Source organism: Streptomyces mayonensis (assembly GCF_018982965.1).
Classification (GTDB): domain Bacteria; phylum Actinomycetota; class Actinomycetes; order Streptomycetales; family Streptomycetaceae; genus Streptomyces; species Streptomyces mayonensis.
Window position 1 is genome coordinate 17,560 of record NZ_JACBYP010000081.1, and the last position, 19,837, is coordinate 37,396.

The 19,837-nt window shown below is 72.0% G+C and carries 20 protein-coding genes and 1 tRNA gene; 11 read left to right on the top strand and 10 right to left on the bottom strand.

Going from position 1 to position 19,837, the window contains the following annotated elements; genetic code table 11:
• The first annotated feature begins 65 nt into the window (after positions 1-65).
• Positions 66-1,349 carry an AAA domain-containing protein gene (locus tag HZS56_RS26010; protein WP_216723222.1) on the top strand — a complete coding sequence of 428 codons (1,284 nt, stop codon included), beginning with the start codon at positions 66-68 and terminating at the stop codon, positions 1,347-1,349.
• A gap of 84 nt (positions 1,350-1,433) precedes the next feature.
• On the opposite strand, the gene HZS56_RS26015 is transcribed toward HZS56_RS26010, so the two are convergent.
• On the bottom strand, positions 1,434-2,288 hold the full coding sequence (locus tag HZS56_RS26015) for an NAD(P)H-binding protein (RefSeq protein ID WP_216723202.1): 855 nt from the start codon (positions 2,286-2,288) through the stop codon (positions 1,434-1,436).
• Positions 2,289-2,405: 117 nt separating this feature from the next.
• On the opposite strand from HZS56_RS26015, the gene HZS56_RS26020 reads away from it, so the two are divergent.
• Positions 2,406-3,005, top strand: a complete 600-nt coding sequence (locus HZS56_RS26020) for a TetR/AcrR family transcriptional regulator (RefSeq protein WP_216723203.1) — start codon at positions 2,406-2,408, stop codon at positions 3,003-3,005.
• A gap of 36 nt (positions 3,006-3,041) precedes the next feature.
• Here HZS56_RS26020 and HZS56_RS26025 read toward each other — a convergent pair whose 3' ends face one another.
• Positions 3,042-4,016 (bottom strand): helix-turn-helix transcriptional regulator, encoded by a 975-nt coding sequence (locus HZS56_RS26025; protein WP_216723204.1) that lies wholly within the window; start codon positions 4,014-4,016, stop codon positions 3,042-3,044.
• Positions 4,017-4,131: 115 nt separating this feature from the next.
• Here HZS56_RS26025 and HZS56_RS26030 point away from each other — a divergent pair, with 115 nt between their 5' ends.
• Both HZS56_RS26030 and HZS56_RS26035 read left to right on the top strand, forming a co-directional pair.
• A complete protein-coding gene (locus HZS56_RS26030) occupies positions 4,132-4,497 on the top strand; it encodes a VOC family protein (RefSeq protein ID WP_216723205.1) in 366 nt (121 codons plus the stop codon).
• Positions 4,498-4,611: 114 nt separating this feature from the next.
• On the top strand, positions 4,612-5,175 hold the full coding sequence (locus tag HZS56_RS26035) for a dihydrofolate reductase family protein (protein ID WP_216723206.1): 564 nt from the start codon (positions 4,612-4,614) through the stop codon (positions 5,173-5,175).
• An 8-nt stretch (positions 5,176-5,183) separates the two neighbouring features.
• Here the strand turns inward: HZS56_RS26035 and HZS56_RS26040 are convergent, their stop codons facing one another.
• A complete protein-coding gene (locus HZS56_RS26040; protein ID WP_216723207.1) occupies positions 5,184-5,618 on the bottom strand; it encodes an ATP-binding protein in 435 nt (144 codons plus the stop codon).
• 219 nt (positions 5,619-5,837) lie between these two features.
• Between HZS56_RS26040 and HZS56_RS26045 the strand changes: the two genes are divergently transcribed.
• The 4 genes from HZS56_RS26045 (at position 5,838) to HZS56_RS26060 (ending at position 8,256) form a co-directional block, all read left to right on the top strand.
• Positions 5,838-6,689: a helix-turn-helix domain-containing protein gene (locus HZS56_RS26045; protein ID WP_216723208.1), complete on the top strand. Its 852-nt coding sequence runs from the start codon at positions 5,838-5,840 to the stop codon at positions 6,687-6,689.
• Between the two features lie 8 nt (positions 6,690-6,697).
• On the top strand, positions 6,698-6,898 hold the full coding sequence (locus HZS56_RS26050) for a DUF397 domain-containing protein (RefSeq protein ID WP_216723209.1): 201 nt from the start codon (positions 6,698-6,700) through the stop codon (positions 6,896-6,898).
• The gene (locus HZS56_RS26055) at positions 6,895-7,089 is read left to right on the top strand and encodes a DUF397 domain-containing protein (protein WP_216723210.1); all 195 of its coding nucleotides are present in this window, start codon (positions 6,895-6,897) and stop codon (positions 7,087-7,089) included. Before HZS56_RS26050 ends, HZS56_RS26055 begins: the two co-directional genes overlap by 4 nt.
• Positions 7,090-7,158: 69 nt before the next feature.
• Complete coding sequence (locus HZS56_RS26060) at positions 7,159-8,256, top strand: LLM class flavin-dependent oxidoreductase (RefSeq protein WP_216723211.1); 1,098 nt, start codon at positions 7,159-7,161, stop codon at positions 8,254-8,256.
• Here the strand turns inward: HZS56_RS26060 and HZS56_RS26065 are convergent.
• Entirely contained in the window at positions 8,235-10,223 is a 1,989-nt protein-coding gene (locus HZS56_RS26065; protein WP_216723212.1) for a putative bifunctional diguanylate cyclase/phosphodiesterase, read from the bottom strand. The genes HZS56_RS26060 and HZS56_RS26065 overlap by 22 nt on opposite strands.
• A gap of 337 nt (positions 10,224-10,560) precedes the next feature.
• Here HZS56_RS26065 and HZS56_RS26070 point away from each other — a divergent pair, with 337 nt between their 5' ends.
• A complete protein-coding gene (locus tag HZS56_RS26070; protein ID WP_216723213.1) occupies positions 10,561-11,892 on the top strand; it encodes a M6 family metalloprotease domain-containing protein in 1,332 nt (443 codons plus the stop codon).
• A gap of 278 nt (positions 11,893-12,170) precedes the next feature.
• On the opposite strand, the gene HZS56_RS26075 is transcribed toward HZS56_RS26070, so the two are convergent.
• The 6 genes from HZS56_RS26075 to HZS56_RS26100 all read right to left on the bottom strand — a co-directional run bounded on the left by HZS56_RS26075 (position 12,171) and on the right by HZS56_RS26100 (position 17,159).
• A tRNA-Lys gene (locus tag HZS56_RS26075) sits at positions 12,171-12,244 on the bottom strand.
• Positions 12,235-12,843 (bottom strand): bifunctional DNA primase/polymerase, encoded by a 609-nt coding sequence (locus tag HZS56_RS26080; RefSeq protein WP_216723214.1) that lies wholly within the window; start codon positions 12,841-12,843, stop codon positions 12,235-12,237. The genes HZS56_RS26075 and HZS56_RS26080 overlap by 10 nt, the downstream gene beginning before the upstream one ends.
• 172 nt (positions 12,844-13,015) lie before the next feature.
• Positions 13,016-13,363, bottom strand: a complete 348-nt coding sequence (locus tag HZS56_RS26085) for a DUF8844 domain-containing protein (protein ID WP_216723215.1) — start codon at positions 13,361-13,363, stop codon at positions 13,016-13,018.
• A gap of 161 nt (positions 13,364-13,524) precedes the next feature.
• Positions 13,525-15,060 (bottom strand): pectate lyase family protein, encoded by a 1,536-nt coding sequence (locus HZS56_RS26090; RefSeq protein ID WP_216723216.1) that lies wholly within the window; start codon positions 15,058-15,060, stop codon positions 13,525-13,527.
• A gap of 501 nt (positions 15,061-15,561) precedes the next feature.
• Complete coding sequence (locus HZS56_RS26095) at positions 15,562-16,293, bottom strand: maleate cis-trans isomerase family protein (RefSeq protein ID WP_216723217.1); 732 nt, start codon at positions 16,291-16,293, stop codon at positions 15,562-15,564.
• The gene (locus tag HZS56_RS26100) at positions 16,290-17,159 is read right to left on the bottom strand and encodes a maleate cis-trans isomerase family protein (protein WP_216723218.1); all 870 of its coding nucleotides are present in this window, start codon (positions 17,157-17,159) and stop codon (positions 16,290-16,292) included. The genes HZS56_RS26095 and HZS56_RS26100 overlap by 4 nt, the downstream gene beginning before the upstream one ends.
• A gap of 210 nt (positions 17,160-17,369) precedes the next feature.
• On the opposite strand from HZS56_RS26100, the gene HZS56_RS26105 reads away from it, so the two are divergent.
• The gene (locus tag HZS56_RS26105; protein ID WP_216723219.1) at positions 17,370-18,317 is read left to right on the top strand and encodes a D-2-hydroxyacid dehydrogenase; all 948 of its coding nucleotides are present in this window, start codon (positions 17,370-17,372) and stop codon (positions 18,315-18,317) included.
• Positions 18,318-18,457: 140 nt separating this feature from the next.
• Positions 18,458-19,834 (top strand): amidase, encoded by a 1,377-nt coding sequence (locus HZS56_RS26110; protein WP_216723220.1) that lies wholly within the window; start codon positions 18,458-18,460, stop codon positions 19,832-19,834.
• The last annotated feature ends 3 nt before the right edge of the window (positions 19,835-19,837 follow it).

A 19,837-nucleotide genomic window follows, 5' to 3' on the forward strand; every position in this document is an offset into this window, starting at 1 on the left:
CCCCCGCCCCGGCCACAACCGCGCCCTTCGATCCCGGCGCCGAGGCTGCCCGCGCCACCGCGGCGATCCTCCACGACACCCTGCACGGCACGGAGCGCGGCGTCGTCGTGGACTCCCCGCCCGGCGCCGGAAAGTCCACGCTCGTGGTGCGGGCGGCACTGGAGCTGGCCGAGGCGGGCCGCCCCCTGATGGTGGTGGCGCAGACGAACGCCCAGGTGGACGACCTGGTCCTGCGCCTGGCCGAGAAGAACCCGGACCTTCCGGTGGGCCGCCTGCACAGCAGCGACGCCGACCCGTACGACAAGGCGCTGGACGCCCTGGCGAACGTACGCAAGTCGGCGAAGGCCGGCGACCTCGCGGGGCTCGCCGTCGTCCTGTCCACGGCGGCGAAGTGGGCGCATGTGAAGGTGGACGAGCCGTGGGGGCACGCGATCGTCGACGAGGCGTACCAGATGCGCTCGGACTCGCTGCTCGCGGTCGCCGGGCTCTTCGAGCGGGCGCTGTTCGTGGGCGACCCGGGCCAGCTGGACCCGTTCGCGACGGTGGGCAGCGAGCAGTGGGCGGGCCTGGCCTACGACCCGTCGTCGTCCGCCGTGACAACCCTCCTCGCGCACAACCCCACGCTCCCCCAGCACCGTCTCCCGGTCTCCTGGCGCCTGCCGGCGTCGGCGGCCCGCCTGGTCTCGGACGCGTTCTACCCGTACACGCCGTTCCGCAGCGGCACGGACCACGGCGACCGGACCCTGGCCTTCGCGGCGCCGTCGGACGGCTCGGGCCCCGACCAGGTGCTCGACGAGGCCGCCGCCTCGGGCTGGGGCCTGCTGGAGCTGCCCGCCCGGCACACCCCGCGCGCCGACCCGGAGGCGGTACGGGCGGTGGCGGCGGTGGTCCGGCGCCTCCTGGACCGCGAGGGCACGACCACGTCGGAACGCGGCCCCTCCCCCGCTCCCCTGACCGCCGCCCGCATCGCCGTCGGCACGGCCCACCGCGACCAGGCGGCAGCGGTCCGCGCGGCACTGGCCGACCTCGACGTGAGCGACGTGACCGTGGACACGGCGAACCGGCTCCAGGGCCGGGAGTACGACGTCACGGTCGTCCTCCACCCGCTCTCCGGCCGCCCCGACGCCACCGCCTTCCACCTGGAGACGGGCCGCCTGTGCGTCCTGACCTCCCGGCACCGCCACGCGTGCATCGTGGTCTGCCGCGAGGGGGTGGACGCCCTCCTGGACGACTACCCGTCCACGGAACCGGTCCAGCTGGGCACACTGGTGAAGTTCCCGGACGGCTGGGAGGCCAACCACGCGGTGCTGGCACACCTCGCGGAGCACCGGGTGACCTGGCGACCCTGACACCCGCACCTGTCCAGCGCGCGATCAGCACGGCACACCAACCCGCCGGACGGGATGGTCCACGACGCCTGTCGGCACGCTGTGTCAGGCGGCGAGTTGGGCCGCCAGTCGGTCGGCGGCGCTGCGGGGCTCGCGGCCGAGGAGTTCGGTCAGCAGGGGTCCGGTCTCGGCGAAGTAGCCGGCGCGGCCGGCCTGGTGCCAGGTGAGGATGAGCAGGGCCACCTGCTCCGGGACGCCCTGCGCGACCTGCTCGGCAACCCACCGCTCGTCGTCCACGACGACCCGCTTGATCGTACGGCCGGTGAGGTCGGAGGCGATCGAGGCCAGGTCGTCGAAGGTGACGGCGGTCGGCGCGGCGAGGGTGACGGGGCCGTCGACGGCGCGGTCACCGGCGAGGAGGGCGGCGGTGGCCTCCGCGATGTCGTCGCGATCGGTGTACGGGACGGGACCGTCCTCCGGCTGGACGATCTCGCCGGTCGACTGCCAGGGGCCGAGCACCTGGTCGAGAGGGCCGTAGGCGCCGTTGCGCAGTGCGGTCCAGGCGACCCCGGATTCGGCGAGGATCGCTTCGGTGGCGATGTGGAACTCCGACGGCAGGTACGGGTTGCCCGGGACGGCGCCCTGCTGGCTGGTGTAGACGATCCGCCGGGCGCCGGCCTCGACGGCGGCCTCGACGGCGTTGCGGTGCAGGGCGATCAGGTCGGCCGCCGGATCGTTGCCGGACACCACGAGCACCTGCTCGGCTCCGGCGAACGAGTCGCGCAGCGCGGCCGGCTCCTCGTAGGAGCCCTGCCGTACCCGGACGCCGCGGTCGGCGAGGTGCCGCGCCTTCGCGGTGTCGCGGACGCTGACGGCGATCCGGTCGGCGGGCACGCGCTCGAGGAGGCGCTCGACGGTGGCACCGCCGAGCCCGCCGGTGGCACCGGTGACGACGATCATGACATGGCCTCCCGATAAGTTGACCCCACAGGTCAGTTTCACTTCCGGTTACGACCGTAGGTAAACTGACCCGGCTAGTCAAATTAGGTGGACAACAGCGAGGGACGGAGTCGGACGATGGCCGGTGCAGCCGGAGCGGCGCCTGCGGAACCCCGGCTGCGCGCCGACGCCAAGCGCAATGCCGAGCAGATCCGCACGGCCGCGATCGGCGCCTTCCAGGGCCGCGGCCTGTCCGTGCCGCTGGAAGAGGTCGCCAAGGCGGCAGGGGTGAGCAAGGGCACGATCTTCAACCGCTTCGGCGGCCGGATCGGCCTCATCGAGGCGGTCATCTCGGAGGTGGTCGCCACGGAGATCTACGCCATCATCGACCGCACCCGCGCCCTCGACGACGCCTGGGAGCGGCTGTCGTACTACGTCACCGCGATCCGCGACCTGCAGTACCGTCAGCCCGCCACCGTCGACACCATGCTGCAGGCCTACCCCGACGCGCAGACCCTGATGGAGATCTGCCGGGCGGGAAGCGAGATCAACGAGGAGCTCGTCACCGCGGGCCGGGCCTGTGGCGTCCTGCGGCCGGAGTTCGCGGCCGAGGACCTCCACGCGCTCCTCCACGACAGCGCACTCGTCCTCAAACACGGCACCCGCCCGCAGCGCGAGGACTACGACCGCCGCACCGGATACCTCCTCGACGGCATGCGGGCACAGCGCACTCCCTGACGGCCTCCCGGTTCACCCGAGAGCTCACCCAACAGCTCAGCCGGAATCCGACGAGTGCGTGCGGACGATCCCCGCCGCCAGCCGCCGGACCAGCCCGCGGGCGGCCTCCGGTCCGACGACCTCGATGTGGTCGCCGAACTGCAGCAGCTGCCGCACCCCGTCGAGCCGGCCGTACGACACGGTGATCTCGACGCGGCCGTCGTCCTCCGGGTCGCCCGCCGTCCTGAGCCGGGCGCCCAGGATGCGCCGGGCGAGGTCGAGACTGCCCGCGTCGAGGCGCGCCGTGACGATGACGTGCTCGGCGCTCTCCAACGCCTCGCCCAGTTCCCGCGCCGTACCGACGAGGTCGGCACCGGGCCGCAGCCGCCGGCCGGCGTCGAGCACGCACCAGCCCTGCAGCCGGGAGAGCGCGAACATCCGGGGCCGCCCGTCCAGGTCGGCCACGAGGTACCACCGCCCGCCGCGCTGCACGAGCCCGTACGGGTCGACCACGAGGTCCTGGCCACTCGCGGCGCCACTGCGCCGGTAGCCGATCCGCAGCCGCCTCCCCGTCCGCAGGTCCCTGACCAGGCCCGCGACGTCGGGCAGGGGTGCGGCGTCCTCGAACCAGGGCCGGTTGTCGACGGCGACCACGTCCGCCAGCGCCAGCGGCAGCTCGTCCCGGGCGGCCGGCGGCTGTCTGCGCGGCGTGAGCTTGCGCAGCGCCGACCGGGCGGCCGCCTCGCCGCCGAGCTGCCGGGCCCGGTCGAGGTCGAGTCCGACCGCACGCAGCAGGTCCGCCTCACCGGTCGTCAGCTTCGACAGATCGGCCTGGTCACCGGGCAGCAGGCTGATGCCGCCGTACTTTCCCCGCTCGGTGAAGACCGGGATCCCGGCGTCGACGAGCGCCCGCACATCGCGCAGCACCGTCCGCGTCGACACCCCCAACTCCCCCGCCAGCTCCTCGGCGGTGGTCCGCCGACGCGCCTGCAGAGCCGCGAGTAGCTCGATCAATCGCTGCGGCCGACTCATACGACAGTTTCCTCACCGGAACCGGACAACCGGTGTCATGTTCCCACGCCAAGCTGGCACCACGGCCGGAACAACCGGGCCCCCCGACCCCCGATCCGGAAGGACGACGATCCGCATGTCCGCACCCAACCTCTTCCTCGTCTACGTCACCGACATCAAGCGCGCCACCGCCTTCTACTCCGACCTGTTCGACATCGAGCCGCTCATGACCACCCCGCGCTACGTCCCCTTCGAAGTCGCCCCCGGCGTGCTCTTCGCCCTCTGGAGCGGCCGCGCCGACCGGCTCAGCGCGGACACACCGCGCACCTCGGAGGTCGGCCTGATGATCCCGGGCTCCTCCGCGGCCATCGACGCGCGCTACGAGGCGTGGACCGCCAAGGGCGTCACCGTGGTCGAGGAACCCCACGACGAGGTCTTCGGACGCACCTTCGTCGTCGCCGACCCGGACGGCAACCTGATCCGGGTCTCGCCGGTCGACTAGCCCGTCTACGGTGATGGCGAGACCGATTCCAGCACGACCCACTGACATCGACGGGGTCGCTAGGGCATCCGCCCGGCGGTCGTACGGTGGAACCGGCACCAGGGAGGTCCTGTGATGCGCAGGGTGATCTACTCCATGAACGTGTCCCTCGACGGCTACGTCGTCGGGCCGGACGGCTCCTTCGACTGGTCGGAGCCGGACGAGGAGGTCTTCCGCCACTTCACCGACGAGCTGCGGCAGACCGACGTCCATCTGATGGGGCGGCGGCTGTACGAGACGATGCTGTACTGGGAGACGGCCGATCAGGACCCGTCGCTGGACGAGCCGGGCCGTGAGTGGACCGCACTGTGGAAGGCGCTCCCGAAGGTGGTGTTCTCCACGACCCTGTCGGCGGTCGAGGGCAACGCCCGGCCGGCCTCCGGCGGTGTGGTGGCGGAGATCGAGCGGCTGCGGGCGGAGCCCGGCGAGGGCGAGATCGCGATCGGCGGCGCGACCCTCGCCGCGGAGGCTGCCGCGTCGGACCTGATCGACGAGTACCGGGCCATGGTCCTCCCGGTCCTGGTCGGCGGCGGCATCCCGTTCTTCCCCCGGCACGAGCGCCGGATCGACCTGGAACTCGTCGAGGCCCGCACCTTCGGCACGAACGTCGTCCTCCTCCGCCACCGCGTGGTGCGCTGACCGGCTCCTCAGGCCGTCCGGCTCGCGGGGTCCGGAGCGGCGCCCATCTCGCACCAGACGTACTTCCCGCGGTTCCCCTCCCTGACCAGCGGCTGCCACCCCCACGTGTCGGCACAGGCCCGGACCAACTCCAGCCCCCGCCCCTCCTCCCGCTCCAGGCCCGGATCGAACGACTTCGGCGGCTCCGGGGGCGAGGGGTCCGCGTCCCAGGCGCCGAGCCGGAGCACCCCCGTTCCCGACCAGCGCACACGCAGCGCGGCGGGCCCCTCGGTGTGCCGGACGGCATTGGACACGAGCTCCGTCGCCAGGAGTTCGGCGAGGTCGACCATCCGGATCAGACCGTGCATCGTGAGGATCAGACGCAGGGTCCGGCGGCAGACGGTGACGGCTCTGAGGTCGTTCGGGATGTAGAGGGAGCACTCCCACGGATCGCTTTCAGGCATGCCGGTTCCCTTCGGGGATGGGGTGGGTGGTTGCAGGGCCGGTGTCATTGCCGCGCACCCAAGGCAGGGCAAAGCGGTGCACTTCCGGTCCCTCGCATTGCAGCGCGTGCTCCCTGCACCACCGAACGTAGACCTTAGAATTAACGGCAGGCGAGTCCATCGCGTAGCCTGACACCCGAACGAGGAGCGGGGCCAGCAGCGTTGAGCGAGGGGCACGGAATGGGAACCAAGCGCGAAGCAACGGCGCGGCAGCTGCGCCTGGCGACCGAACTTCGCAGACTGCGCGACGCCTCAGCCCTCAGCGCCCGGGAGGCGGCAGCGCTCCTCAGCATCAACTCCGTGCAGATCAGCCAGATCGAAGCCGGCACAACGGGCGTGAGTGAGCAGCGACTACGCCGACTCGCGGCGCACTATGCCTGCACGGACCAGAACTTGATCAACGCCCTGGCGACCATGGCGACAGACCGGACACGCGGCTGGTGGGAGGAGTACCGCACGCATCTGCCCACGTCATTCCTGGACCTGTCCGAGCTGGAGCACCACGCCACGTTCCGCTGGGACGTGGACTTCCTTCACGTCCCGGGACTCCTCCAGGTCGAAGACTACGCACGGGCACTGTTCTCGCGACGAGTTCCCGAACTTCCTCAGGGCGATCTGGACATGCGCGTCCGCCACCGGTTGCAGCGACGAGTGATCCTCGAAGGTGAGCAGCCGACTCCCTACGAGGCGCTCATCCACGAGGCGGCGTTGCGCATTCGCGTCGGAGGACGCGCCACCTCGCGTGCTCAGCTCGCGCACATCCTGGAGTTCTCCGAAGAAGAACACGTGACAGTACGCGTCATCCCCTTCGAGCTGGAAGAGTTCGCCGATGTCACAGCCGCGATGGTCTACGCCGGGGGTGCCGTCCCGAGACTGGACACCGTGGTACGCGACGGCCCTCACGGTGCGCTCTTCATCGATTCGGAACCGCAGTTGGGCGTCTTTCGAACGCTCTTCCGTAGAGTGGAGGCGGTATCGCTCGTCCCCGAGCGTTCCCGCGATTTCATTCACCGGTTGGCGAAGGAACTGTGAGGCTCTCGGTGACGACCCCTGACAACTGGCGGAAGTCCTCCTACTCCGGCAGCGGCGACGGCAACGCCTGCGTGGAGGTCGCCCTCGACCACCCCCACATAGCCGTCCGCGACTCCAAGATCCCCACCCGAGCCGCACTCACCTTCCCCGCCCCCGCCTTCACCGCCTTCCTCGACGCTCTGAAAGCCGACGCCAAGGCCGCCCAATGACGATCGCGTACGACTGGAAGAAGTCGCCCTACTCCGGCGGCGGCGAAGGCAACGCCTGCGTAGAGATCGCGCTCGGCGACTCCCACACAGCCGTCCGCGACTCCAAGGCCCCCGCCCGAGCCGTCCTCACCTTCCCCACCCCCGCCTTCGGCGCCTTCCTCGCCGCCCTCAAGAACCCCGCCCGGGAATAACCGGAGGCCCCCTCCTGTTACGTCGCGCAGCGACTCGTACGTCGATCGTCACACAGGAGGCACCCCGTCATGCCCGCAGACGCCGCAGAGGAGATCCGGGGCACTGCCCACGGCACCGCTCCCGTACCCCTGTCCGTGCTGGACCTGGTGACCGTCGGGGCCGGCCGGACCGCCAACGAGGCGCTGCGGACCGGTGTGGACATCGCCCGGCTCGCCGAGGCCCGCGGGTACCACCGGTACTGGGTCGCCGAGCACCACTCCATGCCCGGCGTCGCGTCCTCCTCGCCCGCGGTGATCCTGGCCCACCTGGCGGCCCACACCGAGCGCATCCGGCTCGGGTCCGGCGGCGTCATGCTGCCCAACCACGCGCCGCTCGTGATCGCTGAGCAGTTCGGGACGCTGGAGGCCATGGCACCGGGGCGCGTCGACCTGGGGCTGGGCCGCGCTCCCGGCACCGACGGGGCCACCGCCGCCGCGCTGCGCCGCACCGACCGGCTGAACGAGGGCGCCGACGACTTCCCGCAGCAGCTCGCCGAGCTGATCAGGTTCCTGGACGACGACTTCCCGGACGGGCACCCGTACGGCCGGATCCACGCCGTGCCGGGGCCCGTGCAGGGCACCTCGCCCGGTGGTGTGCAGTCCACGCACCGGCCGCCGGTGTGGCTGCTCGGGTCCTCCGGGTTCAGCGCGCGCCTCGCCGGCACGCTCGGGCTGCCCTTCGCCTTCGCGCACCACTTCTCCGCGCAGAACACGGTGCCGGCGCTGGAGCTGTACCGGGACTCCTTCCGGCCCTCCGCCGTGCTCGACGAGCCGTACGCCCTCATCGGTGTCTCGGCGCTCGCGACCGACGACGAGAAGGAGGCCCGCCGGCAGGTGCTCGCCGCCGCGCTGAACATGGTGCGGCTGCGCACCGGGCGCCCCGGCCTCGTACCTGCGCCGGAGGAGGCCGAGGCGTACGACTTCAGCCCGATGGAGCTGGAGTTCGTGCAGTCCTGGAACGCCAACGTCATCCACGGCACCGCCGACGAGGTGCGCACCGGCCTGGACGACCTGCAGAAGCGCACCGGCGCCGACGAGCTGATGATCACCGCCAACGCGCACGGCGGCGACGTGCGCCTGCGCTCCTACGAGCTGATCGCCGACGCCTACGGCTTGCCGACGGCCTGAACCCCGGCCCCGCCAGGACCGGCGGGGCCCAGCAGCGCGGAGATGCGGTCCGGCGCCACCGGCCGGGAGTACAGCCAGCCCTGGCCGGTGTCGCAGCCGATGCGGCGCAACCGGGTCGCCTGGTCGGAGGTCTCCACGCACTCGGCGGTGACGCTCAGCCCGAGGCGGTGGGCGAGCTGCACCATCGCCTCGACGATGACCTCGTCGGCCGGGTTGGCCAGGGACGACGCCCCCTTCACGTCGTCCGCCCCCGGGGTGACCGCGTCGTACTGGAAGCCCCTGACGAACGCGCCGTCGAGCTTCAGGACCGAGACCGGGAGCCGGCTGAGGTAGGCCAGGTTCGAGTAGCCGGTGCCGAAGTCGTCGATGGCGATGTGGACGCCCATGTCGCTGAGCGCCCTGAGGACCTCCAGCGGGCGGCCCGCCGAGCCCATGACCGCCGACTCGGTCAGCTCCAGCTGAAGCAGGTGCGGGGCGAGGCCGGTCTCCTCCAGAGTGCGGGCCACGTCCGCCACCAGGTCGGAGTCCCAGACCTGCCGGACGGCGACATTGACGCTCACGAAGATCGGCGGCTCGTCCGGGTGGGCCAGCTGCCAGCGGCGGGCCTGGGCGCAGGCCGTGCGCAGGATCCAGCGGCCGAGTGGAACGATCGAGCCGTCCTCCTCCGCCAGTGCGATGAACCGATTCGGCGCCAGTACGCCGAACTGAGGATGATTCCAGCGGATGAGCGCCTCGACGCCCCGCACCCGGCCGTCCTCCATGCCGACCAGCGGCTGGTACTCCAGCGCGAACTCGCCCCGCTCGATGGCGGGCCGGAGTGTGGCCGCGAGGGCCTGGCGGGTCATGCGGGTGGCGTTGCGCTCGGGGTCGAAGAGCGTCCAGCGGGCGCGGCCGTCGGCCTTGGCCCAGTACAGCGTGGTGTCGGCGGCCTGCATCAGCGCGGTGGGCGTGGTCCCGGCGGTGTGGCGTTCGACGACGCCGACCGACGCGGTGACCGACAGGCGGCGGTCCAGGAGCTCGAACGGCGGCTGGAGCGCGGTCAGGACGGCCTGGGCGAGGTCGGCGAGCTGGTCGGTGCCCGTGGAGTCCTCCACGAGGAGGGCGAACTCGTCGCCGCCGAGCCGGGCCACCAGCGGGGCGCCGGAGCGGTGGCCGGCGGCTTCCTCCGCGCACCGCGTCAGCCGCTCGGCCACGGCGGCGAGGAGCCGGTCGCCGACGCGGTGGCCGTGGGTGTCGTTGACGGCCTTGAAGCCGTCCAGGTCCAGGTAGCACAGGCCGATCCGGCCGGTGCCGCCGTGCTCGTACGACTCCGCCTCCAGGGCGCCCGTCAGGCGTTCGAAGAACAGGGCCCGGTTGGGCAGCCGGGTCACCGGGTCGTGCATCTGGAGGTGCCGCAGCCGGGCCTGGAGCTCGCGCCGGGCGCTGACGTCGGTGACCGACAGCAGCAGGCCGCCGCCGTCCCCGGAGCCGTCCAGCGGTTCGACCGTCACCTGCGCCCAGAGCGAGTGCCCGTCGGCGCGCTTGAGCCGGCGGGTGCAGCGCAGCCGGGGCTGCCGGCCGCGCAGCACCTCGCGGTAGGCGTGCCAGATGCCGACGTCGGAGGCGAGGTCGACGAGGTCGGCCGCCGCACAGCCGGCCAGTGTCCCGGGGCCGGTGCCGAGCAGGGTGCCCAGGCTGGCGTTGGCGCTGACGACCAGGCCGTCGGCGTCGACGACGGCCATGGCGAGGGGGGCGGTGGCGAACACCGAGCGGTAGGCCTGGACGCTCGCCGCCCCCGGCGCGCCCGTACTCGCGTCCGTGCCGGCACTCGCGTCCCCGCCCGTACTCGAATCCGGGCCCGTGCCCGTCGTTCCCGTGGGGGCGCCCGTCGTGCCCGTCGCACGTGGAGCCAGGAAACTGTCACTCTCTGTGACGACCGACCGGCCGAGGTCTGCCGCGGGCGCCGGCCCTTCGGAGGTTCCGCTCACCGCTCGCTCCCGCAGTGCCTCGATCTCTGTTCGTGCTCTGTTCGTGCAGGAAAGTGTGCCGATCATAGAGGCTGACACCGGGGCCTTCCAGCCACCTTCCCGCGTTGCGGACCCCGCAACCCCGCCGCCAGACCGTTTCTGCCCACACCTGGACGGGTTCTTCACGCCTCCGACCAGTTGTGACATTGAGTGAGTGCCCCCGGGGTGTCGCACGGGGAAGCCTCCGGCGGAATTACGGGCGGCTCACCCATCCGATGCACGCGAACAGGGCGTAGTACGACAATCATGCACAAGCTGGGTGCGGTGTCCCCTCAACTCAACCGCCCCGGAGGTCCCTGTGCCGCGCCAGCTTCCCCTGAGGCGACTTCCCCGGGAGGCCCTCGAGGCGCTCGGCGCGGGCCGCCGGACGGCGGGGAGGGCCGCCCGGCCCAGGCTGCGCAGTACCGCGGCGGTGTGCACCACGATGTCGGCGCTCGCCGCGACCTCCCTGGTCACCGCCCCCTCGGTCGCCGAGCCGTTCTCTCCGGAGCCGTGTGCGCTGCAACGCACCGACGCCCACCACTCCGAGGGTCTGGACACCTGGAACGCCTCCTATCCGCGGCCCGCCCGCACCCTGGACGCGGTGATGGTGTTCCTGTCCTTCCCCGACTCCCAGCCGCTCACGGCCCCGGCCGAACTCGCCGCCGACCACTTCCCCGCCACCGGCCGCTTCTTCCGGCGCGCCTCCTACGGGGCCTTCACGCTGCGCCCGCATCCGCTGCGGGACTGGATCCGGATGCCGAGCCCGTCGACGTCGTACGCCATAAGGCGCGACTGGAGCCCCGAGCACCGGGCCGCCTACCTGCGCGACGCGCTCCACGCGGCCGACCGGCACGTCGACTTCTCGCGGTACGACGTCGTCTACTTCGTCGCCGACCCGGACGCACCCGGCGTGGACTCCGACGCCACGAAGGTCGTCAACCTGAACACCCCGCTGCGGGCCGACGGCACCGACATCCGGCGGGTCGTGACCGTCTTCGAGAACCATCCGCCGGACCGGCTGGTCCTGGCGCACGAGACGGGGCACGTCTTCGACCTGCCCGACCTGTACCACCGGCCCGTCGACGGCAAGGGCGACTGGGACACGCACGTCGGGGACTGGGACCTGATGGGCAGCCAGTTCGGACTCGCCCCCGACCTCTTCGGCTGGCACAAGTGGAAGCTGGGCTGGCTGGAGCCCCGGCAGGTGACGTGCGTACGGGGCAGCGGGCCGACCCGCCTGACGCTGGAGCCGCTGGCGGCGGGGCCGGGCGTGGAGGTGGCCGACGCCGCCGGGGCACCGGCCTTCGGGCTCGGCCGGGGCACGAAGCTGGCCGTGGTGCGCACGGGCGCCGACAGCGTGCTCGCCTTCGAGGTACGGGCACCGGTCGGCAACGACGCCTCCGCCTGCCGGGCCGGAGTGCTGGTGTACCGGGTGCGCAGCGGGGCCGAGTCCGGGGGCGGGCCGATCGAGGTGATCGACGCCCACCCGGACACCGAGGCCTGCTGGGCCGACTCCGTCTACCCGCCGCTCGCCGACGCCCCGGTGGCCCTCGGGGAGAGCTTCACGGTCCCCGGCGACGGCGTACGCGTGGAGGTCGAGGGCCGCACGGAGTCGGGCGCCTGGACCGTCCGGATCACACCCGGGTGAGCCGGCACTTCTCGAGAGACCTCGGGTGAGCCAGTACGTTTTCGAACGACACCACGCGACAGCACGGCACAGAACAGCGGGGAGGCGACAACACCCGGCCCTGAGAACCACAGCACCCGGTCCTGAGAACCAACGACGCCCAACCCGATGGACCGACGGCGCCCGGCGAAGGGGGGTGCGGGTGGCGAAGCCCCCGCAACGCGCGGCGAAGCCGCGCAAAACCAACGATGGCGAGGAGGGTTCGCGCTTTCCGCGAACACGCCTCGCCATCGCCATCGTGCGCCGCCAGGGACTCGAACCCCGGACCCGCTGATTAAGAGTCAGCTGCTCTAACCAACTGAGCTAGCGGCGCCTGCTGACGTCGTAGACCTTAGCACCCTGGTCGGCGGGAGGAAAAATCGAAATCCGCACCGCCGCGCGGGCCGCCCGGACGGCTGCCCAGAGCAGGATTTCCGGGCCGGGCAGCCACGGCTGGCGGGTGTCCGGGGCGACCAGCCACCGGGACCCGGAGCGCGGGGGTGCACCCGCGGGGGCCGGTACGGTCACCGCGTCCCCGGCGCCGTGGCACAGCAGCGGCGGCACCTCGCCCGTACGGCCGCCCTTCCGGCCGCGGGCGCTCCACTCCTCCCACTCGAGCAGCGACGGCAGCCGCTGGGCCGTGCCCGGCGCGGTGAAGAGCAGCATCCGGCCGCGGAACTCCGCCACCGGACCCGACCCGGGCCCCTCCTCCCACATCCGGTCCAGCATCCGGCGCCCGAAGATCGCGGGGGCGCTCACGATGTCGAAGGCGGAACCGCAGGGCAGGACGACCGGGGCCTCGGGCCGTTCCTCCCAGAGCGCCATCGTGCTGCGCGGGTACGCACCGGCCGAGGCAAGCCAGGCGGCGCCGTCCGAGGTGACGTCCGAGGCGTGGGGCGTGACGTGCGGCGTGGCGTTGCGTGGACTGCTCATGTTGCATAGATCTACCCGGCGTGAGGGAACCGCTCCGCTGGGTTGCGGGAATCCGGGACAGCGGTGCCGGGGAAGGAGTATCTTGCCCACCCTCCTGGCATATGCGTCCCGGGAATCGAGCACGCGCCCGACCACTCACCCGACCGCTCGCCCGGCTGCTCGCCCCGACCGGTTACTCGGTCTGCTCGCCGCGCAGCAGGTCCCGTCCGAACTCCACCATCTTCTTGGCGTAGTCCTCGGTCCACTCGGCCCGTTCGGCGATGTCCGCCGTCGTGAGCCGGTCGAACCGCCGCGGGTCGGCCAGCTGGGCCGCCGCGATCGCCTGGAACTCCATCGCCCGGTCCGCCGCCGCGCGGAACGCGTGCGTCAGTTCGGTGGCCCGTTCCAGCAGCGCCCGGGGGTCGTCGATCGACTCGAGGTCGAAGAAGTGTTCGGGATCGGCGGCCGCCTCCGCCGGCTCGAAGAGCAGGGGCGCGGGGCGTAGCCGCGGTTCGTTCCGACGCGGCGTGGGCTCCGCCATGTCTTCTCCTCCTCGTACGTACGGCGGCCCTCCCCCGAGGTGCGGGGCACTCCGTCGGAGCGGGCCACCGTCCATTGTCCCGCGCCCGCGCAAGAGGGCAGGGTGTGCCGGGCATCCAGCCCCGGCACACCCCACGCCCCCGGCGGGATCCGAACGATGCCTTACCCGGCGTACGTCTCGAACTCGGCGATCCTCGGGGTGCCCGAGGCTCCGGTGATCTCGAAGGTGATCTTCTTGAGCGAGACCGCCGGGAAGCCGATCACGCCGGCGCCGCTGCCGGAGGCCAGTACGGCGCCGGTGTCGTGGTTGAGGACCCGGTAGGACCCGATGGTGCCCTCGGAGCCCGCCGCCTCCCTGATGTTGATCTTGGAGACGGTGGTGGCGGAGGACCACTTCACGGAGACGGAACCGGTCGTCCCGGCCGGCGACCAGTAGGTGCTCGGGTCACCGTCGCGCACGTCGCCGTAGCTGGTGCCGCTCGCCTTGGACGAGCCGTCGGAGCCGGCCCCGATGCTGAGGTTGGTCCCGGCCGGCGGGTCGGTCGGGTCCGGGTCCGTCGGGTCGGTGGGGTCGGTGGGGTCCGGGGTCTGCGGTGTGCAGGTGCCGTCCGACACCTTTAGGCCCTTGTTGGCGCCCGCCGTGCCGCTCACGACGTCCGGCACGCAGGAGGCGTCGTCCAGAGGGTAGGAGTACGGGACGGAGACCGAGGTGTTGGACTGCGGGTCGGGGCCGGCCGGGTTGTTGTCCTCTCCGGGCTCGGACCAGGTCACGTTGTCGTAGATGTTGCCGCTGACCTGCCAGGATCCGGCGGCGTCGGTGTGGAAGGTGCCGAGGACGTCCTTGGAGTCCTCGAAGTAGTTGTTGTCGACCTTGGCCTTGGCGCCCGCCCTGGAGTTGATCCCGGACTTGGTGAGGCCCCGGTAGTGGTTGTTGTACATGTGGGCCGTGCCGCCGCGCAGCAGGGGTGCGCGGGAGTCGATGTTCTCGTACAGGTTGTGGTGGAAGGTGACGTAGCCGTTCGACACGTCGCTCTCGCTGGACCCGATCAGTCCGCCGCGGCCCGAGTTGCGCAGGACGCTGTAGGACAGGGTGACGTACTGGGTGTTGGCCTTCATGTCGAAGAGGCCGTCGTAGCCCTCGGACTCGCCGCCCGAGGCCTCCAGGGTGCTGTGGTCGACCCAGACGTTGCGGACGTCGCTCTCCATGCCGATGGCGTCGCCGCCGTTGGAGGTGGGCGAGCCGGACTTCTTGACGTTCCGCACCGTCACGTTCTGGATGATGATGTTGCTGGACTCCCGGATGTGGATGCCCAGCTGGTCGAAGACCGCGCCGTTGCCCACGCCGACGAGCGTGACGTTGCTGATCTGCTTGAGTTCGATCTTGTCGGCGGCGGTGTTGCAGCTGTCGCCGGACACCTTGCTGGTGTTGCCGTGGTTGATGGTGCCCTCGACCTCGATGGTGATCGGGGTGCTGCTGTCGGCCCGGCCGCACAGGGCCTCGTGGATCGCGGTACCGGTGGTGGCCCGGACCGTCTGTCCGCCCGCGCCGCCGGTCGTACCGCCGTTCTGGGTCGCGTAGCCGGTGGCGCCGCCGGCGGCTGCCGCCGCCTCGGGCATCGACAGCGCCACACCGGTCGCGGCCGCGAGGGCCAGCGTGCCGAGTGCCGCCTGGAGTCGCAGCGCGACTGGTCGTCTCATCCTCGGTCTCCCCATTCGCCTTCACATGCCGGAACGGATGTCATGTCGTGATCATGTCAATACGGATCGACGACACTTGTCGGGAAAGCGCTTTCTCGCCGTGAGAATAAGGTCAGTGGTGAGAGCTGACAAGGGTTCAGGGAACTTCGGCAAGTTCAACACACAGAACTGCGTCCATACATGCGGACAGGGCGGCAGACGACCGGCCGCCGCCCTCCACCCCGCACCGCCGGTGCGCACCCACCCCGTACCGCCGGTGCACACTCCCCGGGAACGCCGATGTGCACCCTGGGCGTGACTGCGGTACGATCATCTTGCCTGATCACGGGGGGCCAACTCCCCGGATCGGACAGTGCGTTGGTGGTCCAAGGAAAGACGCCTCACTTCCCGTGAGGAAATGCAGGTGCAAGGCCTGCCCAGCGCTCGACGAGAACCCCGGCCCCGCGAAAGCGGGACCGGGGTTCTTCCGTTGTGCGGGACGCCCGGGAAGAGGGCCGGCGGTCAGGCCTGCACCACCGGCTCCCGAGTGAAGAGCGCGCCCAGCTCCGGCGCGTTGACCCGGCGGTCGGCCAGGCGCAGGCCCTCCCAGATGGTGACCTGGTTGGCGGTGAGGACCGGCTTGCCCAGCTCCTTCTCCAGGGCCGGGATGTGGGCCACGGTGTGCAGGGCCGTGTCCGGCAGGAGCACCGCCTGCGCGTCGGGCCGGTCGGCGGCGCGGGCCAGCGCCAGCACCTCCGCCTCGGTCCAGGTGCCGACCTCCGCGGCCGTGATGATGCCCGAGCTGACGACGTCGGCGACCTCGATGCCGGCGGTGCCGAGGAAGTCAGCGAAGAGCCGGGCCACGTCGTCCGGGTAGGTCGCCCCGACGGAGACCCGCCGCACCCCGATCTCCTTCACCGCGTTGACGAAGGCGAAGGAGGTGGACGAGGCCGGCAGCCCCGCCGCCTGGGCCAGGGCGCGCACCTGCTCGTGGGCGCCGTCCCAGCCGTGCACGAAGCTGCCGCTGGTGCAGGCCCACACCACCGCGTCGGCGCCGGCGAGGCGCAGCTCGGACACGCCCGCCGCGAGCCTCTGCGGCGAGCCCATCTCGAGCAGCGCGTCCACCCGGTGGGCGTCCTCGCCGATGTCCGTGTGCACCAGGTCCACCCGGACGTCGCTGCCCAGCAGCTGCTCGATGCGTGGATAGTCGTCCTCGCCGGAGTGGCCCGGGTACAGGAACCCCAGTGCTGTCATGTCCACCCTTCCTGCTGCTGTTCCGTGTCGGGGCCGTCACCGACGCCCGGCATGTCCGCCACCGCGGGACCGAGCGGTCCCGCCACCGCCGGACCCACCGGGCCCGGCACCGTGGGGCCGATGCGCGCGGACGGATCGGTCAGCGCCTGGTACGGCCCCACGGCAGGGGTACCCAGTCGGCGCAGTGCCGCCCACATCGTCACTTGGTTGGCCGAGATCACCGGGATCCGCAGCTCGGCCTCCAGCTGCGGGATGACGTCGTAGGTGGGGAGGTTGGTACAGGAGATGAACAGGGCGTCCGCCGCGCCCGCCACCGGCACCGCCTGGCGCGCCATGTCGGCGACGTCGCGGTACGGCACCTTCCAGATGTGCCGGGTCAGCCCCATGAAGGCGCAGCCGGTGACCGTCACGCCGGCTTCGGCGACGTACGCCTCCAGCGCCCGGGTCACGGAGACGGTGTACGGCGTCACCAGGGCGATCCGGCGTACGCCCAGCTCGGCCAGCGCGTCCAGCAACGCGCCGGAGGTGGTCACGGACGGGACCGCGCCCGCCCAGGTCATGGCCTCGGTCATGGCGCGTTCACCGGCGACGCCGCCGACGAAGCTGCCCGAGGTGCAGGCGTAGGCGACGACCTCGGGAGTGATGGCGTTGAGCGTGCGCACCGCCTCGCCGAGCGTTTCGTGTTCGCTGACCATCCGGGCCAGGTCCAGACTGACCTCGACGGGGACGAAGGGCGTCCGCGTCATGTGCAGCGATACCTCGTCGGGCACCCATCGCCACAGCTCGCGATCGAGTGCGAAGTCGAACGGGGCGACCACGCCGACCCCGCGTTGCGGAGCGGGTCCGCCGAGAAAGGAGATGTCCATGGCACGCACCGGCCTCACACTGAGGAACAAGAAGGCAACGCACCGTTACGCACGGCCGTGTTGACGAAGGTAGGTTCTGGTGCGAGCGTGGTCAATCCGCCCGCGTCACCTCCAGGTCAACAGCCGGTTAACTTCCGCGTCAACTCCTGAAACGCCCGATTTTTCCGCAGTTGCTCCCCCCGTACCTCCCGCACGGAGACACGCCTGCCGATGACCACGCCCACGCTCCTCGTCCTGGACGCCGAACCCCTCCCCCGGCTGGGCCGGCTCACCGGCCGGGCCCGCATCGAGCACACCGACGAGAGGGCGCTGGCCGAGCGGCTGCCGGACGCCGACGTGCTGCTCGTGTGGGACTTCACCTCGCACGCGGTGCGCGAGGCATGGCCCGGTGAGGGCCCCCGGCCGCGCTGGGTGCACACGGCGAGCGCCGGGGTGGACCATCTGATGTGCCCGGAGCTGGCCGACTCGGACACGGTGGTGACCAACGCGCGCGGCGTCTTCGACCAGCCGATCGCCGAGTACGTCGCCGCCCTCGTCCTGGCGATGGCCAAGGATCTGCCCACGACGCTGCGCCTTCAGGGTGAACGGACCTGGCGGCACCGCGAGTCGATGCGGGTGGCCGGGACGCGCGCCTGCGTGGTCGGCTCGGGGCCGATCGGTCGGGCGGTCGCGCAGACCCTGACGGCGCTCGGCATCACCACCGCGCTCGTCGGCCGCACCGAGCGCCCCGGGATCCACGGGCCCGACGACCTGGACCGGCTGCTGGCCGGGGCCGACTGGGTGATCGCCGCGGCGCCGCTCACCGACGACACGCGCGGCATGTTCGACGCCCGGCGGTTCGGGCTGATGCGGCCCTCCGCGCGGTTCGTGAACGTGGGGCGGGGTCAGCTGGTCGTCGAGGACGACCTCGTCGACGCGCTGACCGGGCACCGGATCGGGGGCGCCGCGCTGGACGTGCTGAGCAGCGAACCGCTCGCAGCGGACAGCGCGCTGTGGCGGGTGCCGGGCCTGATCGTCTCGCCGCACATGAGCGGGGACACCATCGGCTGGCGGGACGAACTGGGCGCGCAGTTCGTGGAGTTGTTCGAGAGCTGGGCGGCCGGGGAGCCACTGGCGAACGTGGTCGACAAGAAGCGCGGCTACGTACCGGGACACTGACGGGCCGCGCACCGGCACCGGCACCGGCGCGGGGCCGTGCCCGGCATCGGCGGGCCTGCGCACCCGGACGCCGACGGACACCACGCCGCACCAGGGGCACCACGGACACCGACGGACCAGAGATCGCGGGAGGGTGTTGCATGACCGACCTCACCGAGCTGACCGCTGTACAGCTCGTCGACGGCTACCGCAAGGGCGCATTCAGCCCAGTTGAAGCAACCCGGGCGGCCCTGGCGCGCGCCGAGCGGATCCAGCCGGAGGTGAACGCCTTCGTCCGGCTGACCGGCGAGGAGGCGCTCGACCAGGCCGCGCGGTCCGAGGAGCGGTGGCGTCGCGGGGAGCCGTGCGGGCTGCTGGACGGCGTGCCGGTCACGGTCAAGGACATCCTGCTGACGCGTGGCCACCCCACCCTGCGCGGCTCGCGGGCCGTCTCGCCCGACGGCCCCTGGGAGGAGGACGCGCCGTCCGTCGCCCGGCTGCGCGAGCACGGGGCGGTGTTCGTCGGCAAGACGACGACGCCCGAGTACGGCTGGAAGGGCGTGACGGACTCGCCGCTGTCCGGCGTCACCCGCAACCCGCACGACCCGTCCCGTACCGCGGGCGGCTCCAGCGGGGGTGCGGCGGCGGCCGTGGCGCTCGGCGCGGGGCCGCTGGCGCTGGGCACGGACGGGGGCGGCAGCGTGCGCATCCCGGCGTCCTTCTGCGGGATTTTCGGCCTGAAACCGACGTACGGCCGGGTGCCGCTGTACCCGGCGAGCGCGTTCGGCACCCTCGCGCACGTCGGCCCGATGACGCGGGACGCGGCGGACGCGGCGCTGATGCTGGACGTCATCGGCACCCCGGACGCCCGTGACTGGTCGGCGCTGGGCCCGGCACCCGGTTCGTACACGGAGGCGCTGGACGGCGGGGTGCGCGGGCTGCGGGTGGCGTACTCGCCCTCGCTCGGCGGGCAGGTGGCGGTGCGCCCGGAGGTGGCCGTGGCGGTGCGGCGGGCGGTGGAGCGGCTGGCGGAACTGGGTGCGTACGTGACGGAGGCCGACCCCGACTTCGCGGACCCGGTGGACGCGTTCCACGCGCTGTGGTTCAGCGGGGCGGCGCGGGTGGTGCAGCACCTGCGGGCGCCGCAGCGGGAGCTGCTCGACCCCGGGCTGCGGGAGATCGTGGGGGCCGGGGCGAGGTACTCGGCGCTGGAGTACCTCGCCGCGGTGGACGTCAGGATGGAGCTGGGGCGGCGGATGGGGGTCTTCCACCAGGAGTACGACCTGCTGGTGACGCCGACGTTGCCGATCACGGCGTTCGAGGCGGGGGTGGAGGTGCCGAAGGGGTCGGGGCACCGGCGGTGGACGGGGTGGACGCCGTTCACGTACCCGTTCAACCTCACGCAGCAGCCTGCGGGGACGGTGCCGGTGGGGGTGGACGGGGACGGGTTGCCGATCGGGGTGCAGATCGTTGCGGCCCGGCATCGGGATGAGCTGGTGCTGCGGGCGGCGCAGGCGTTGTACGGGGCCGGGGTGTAGGTG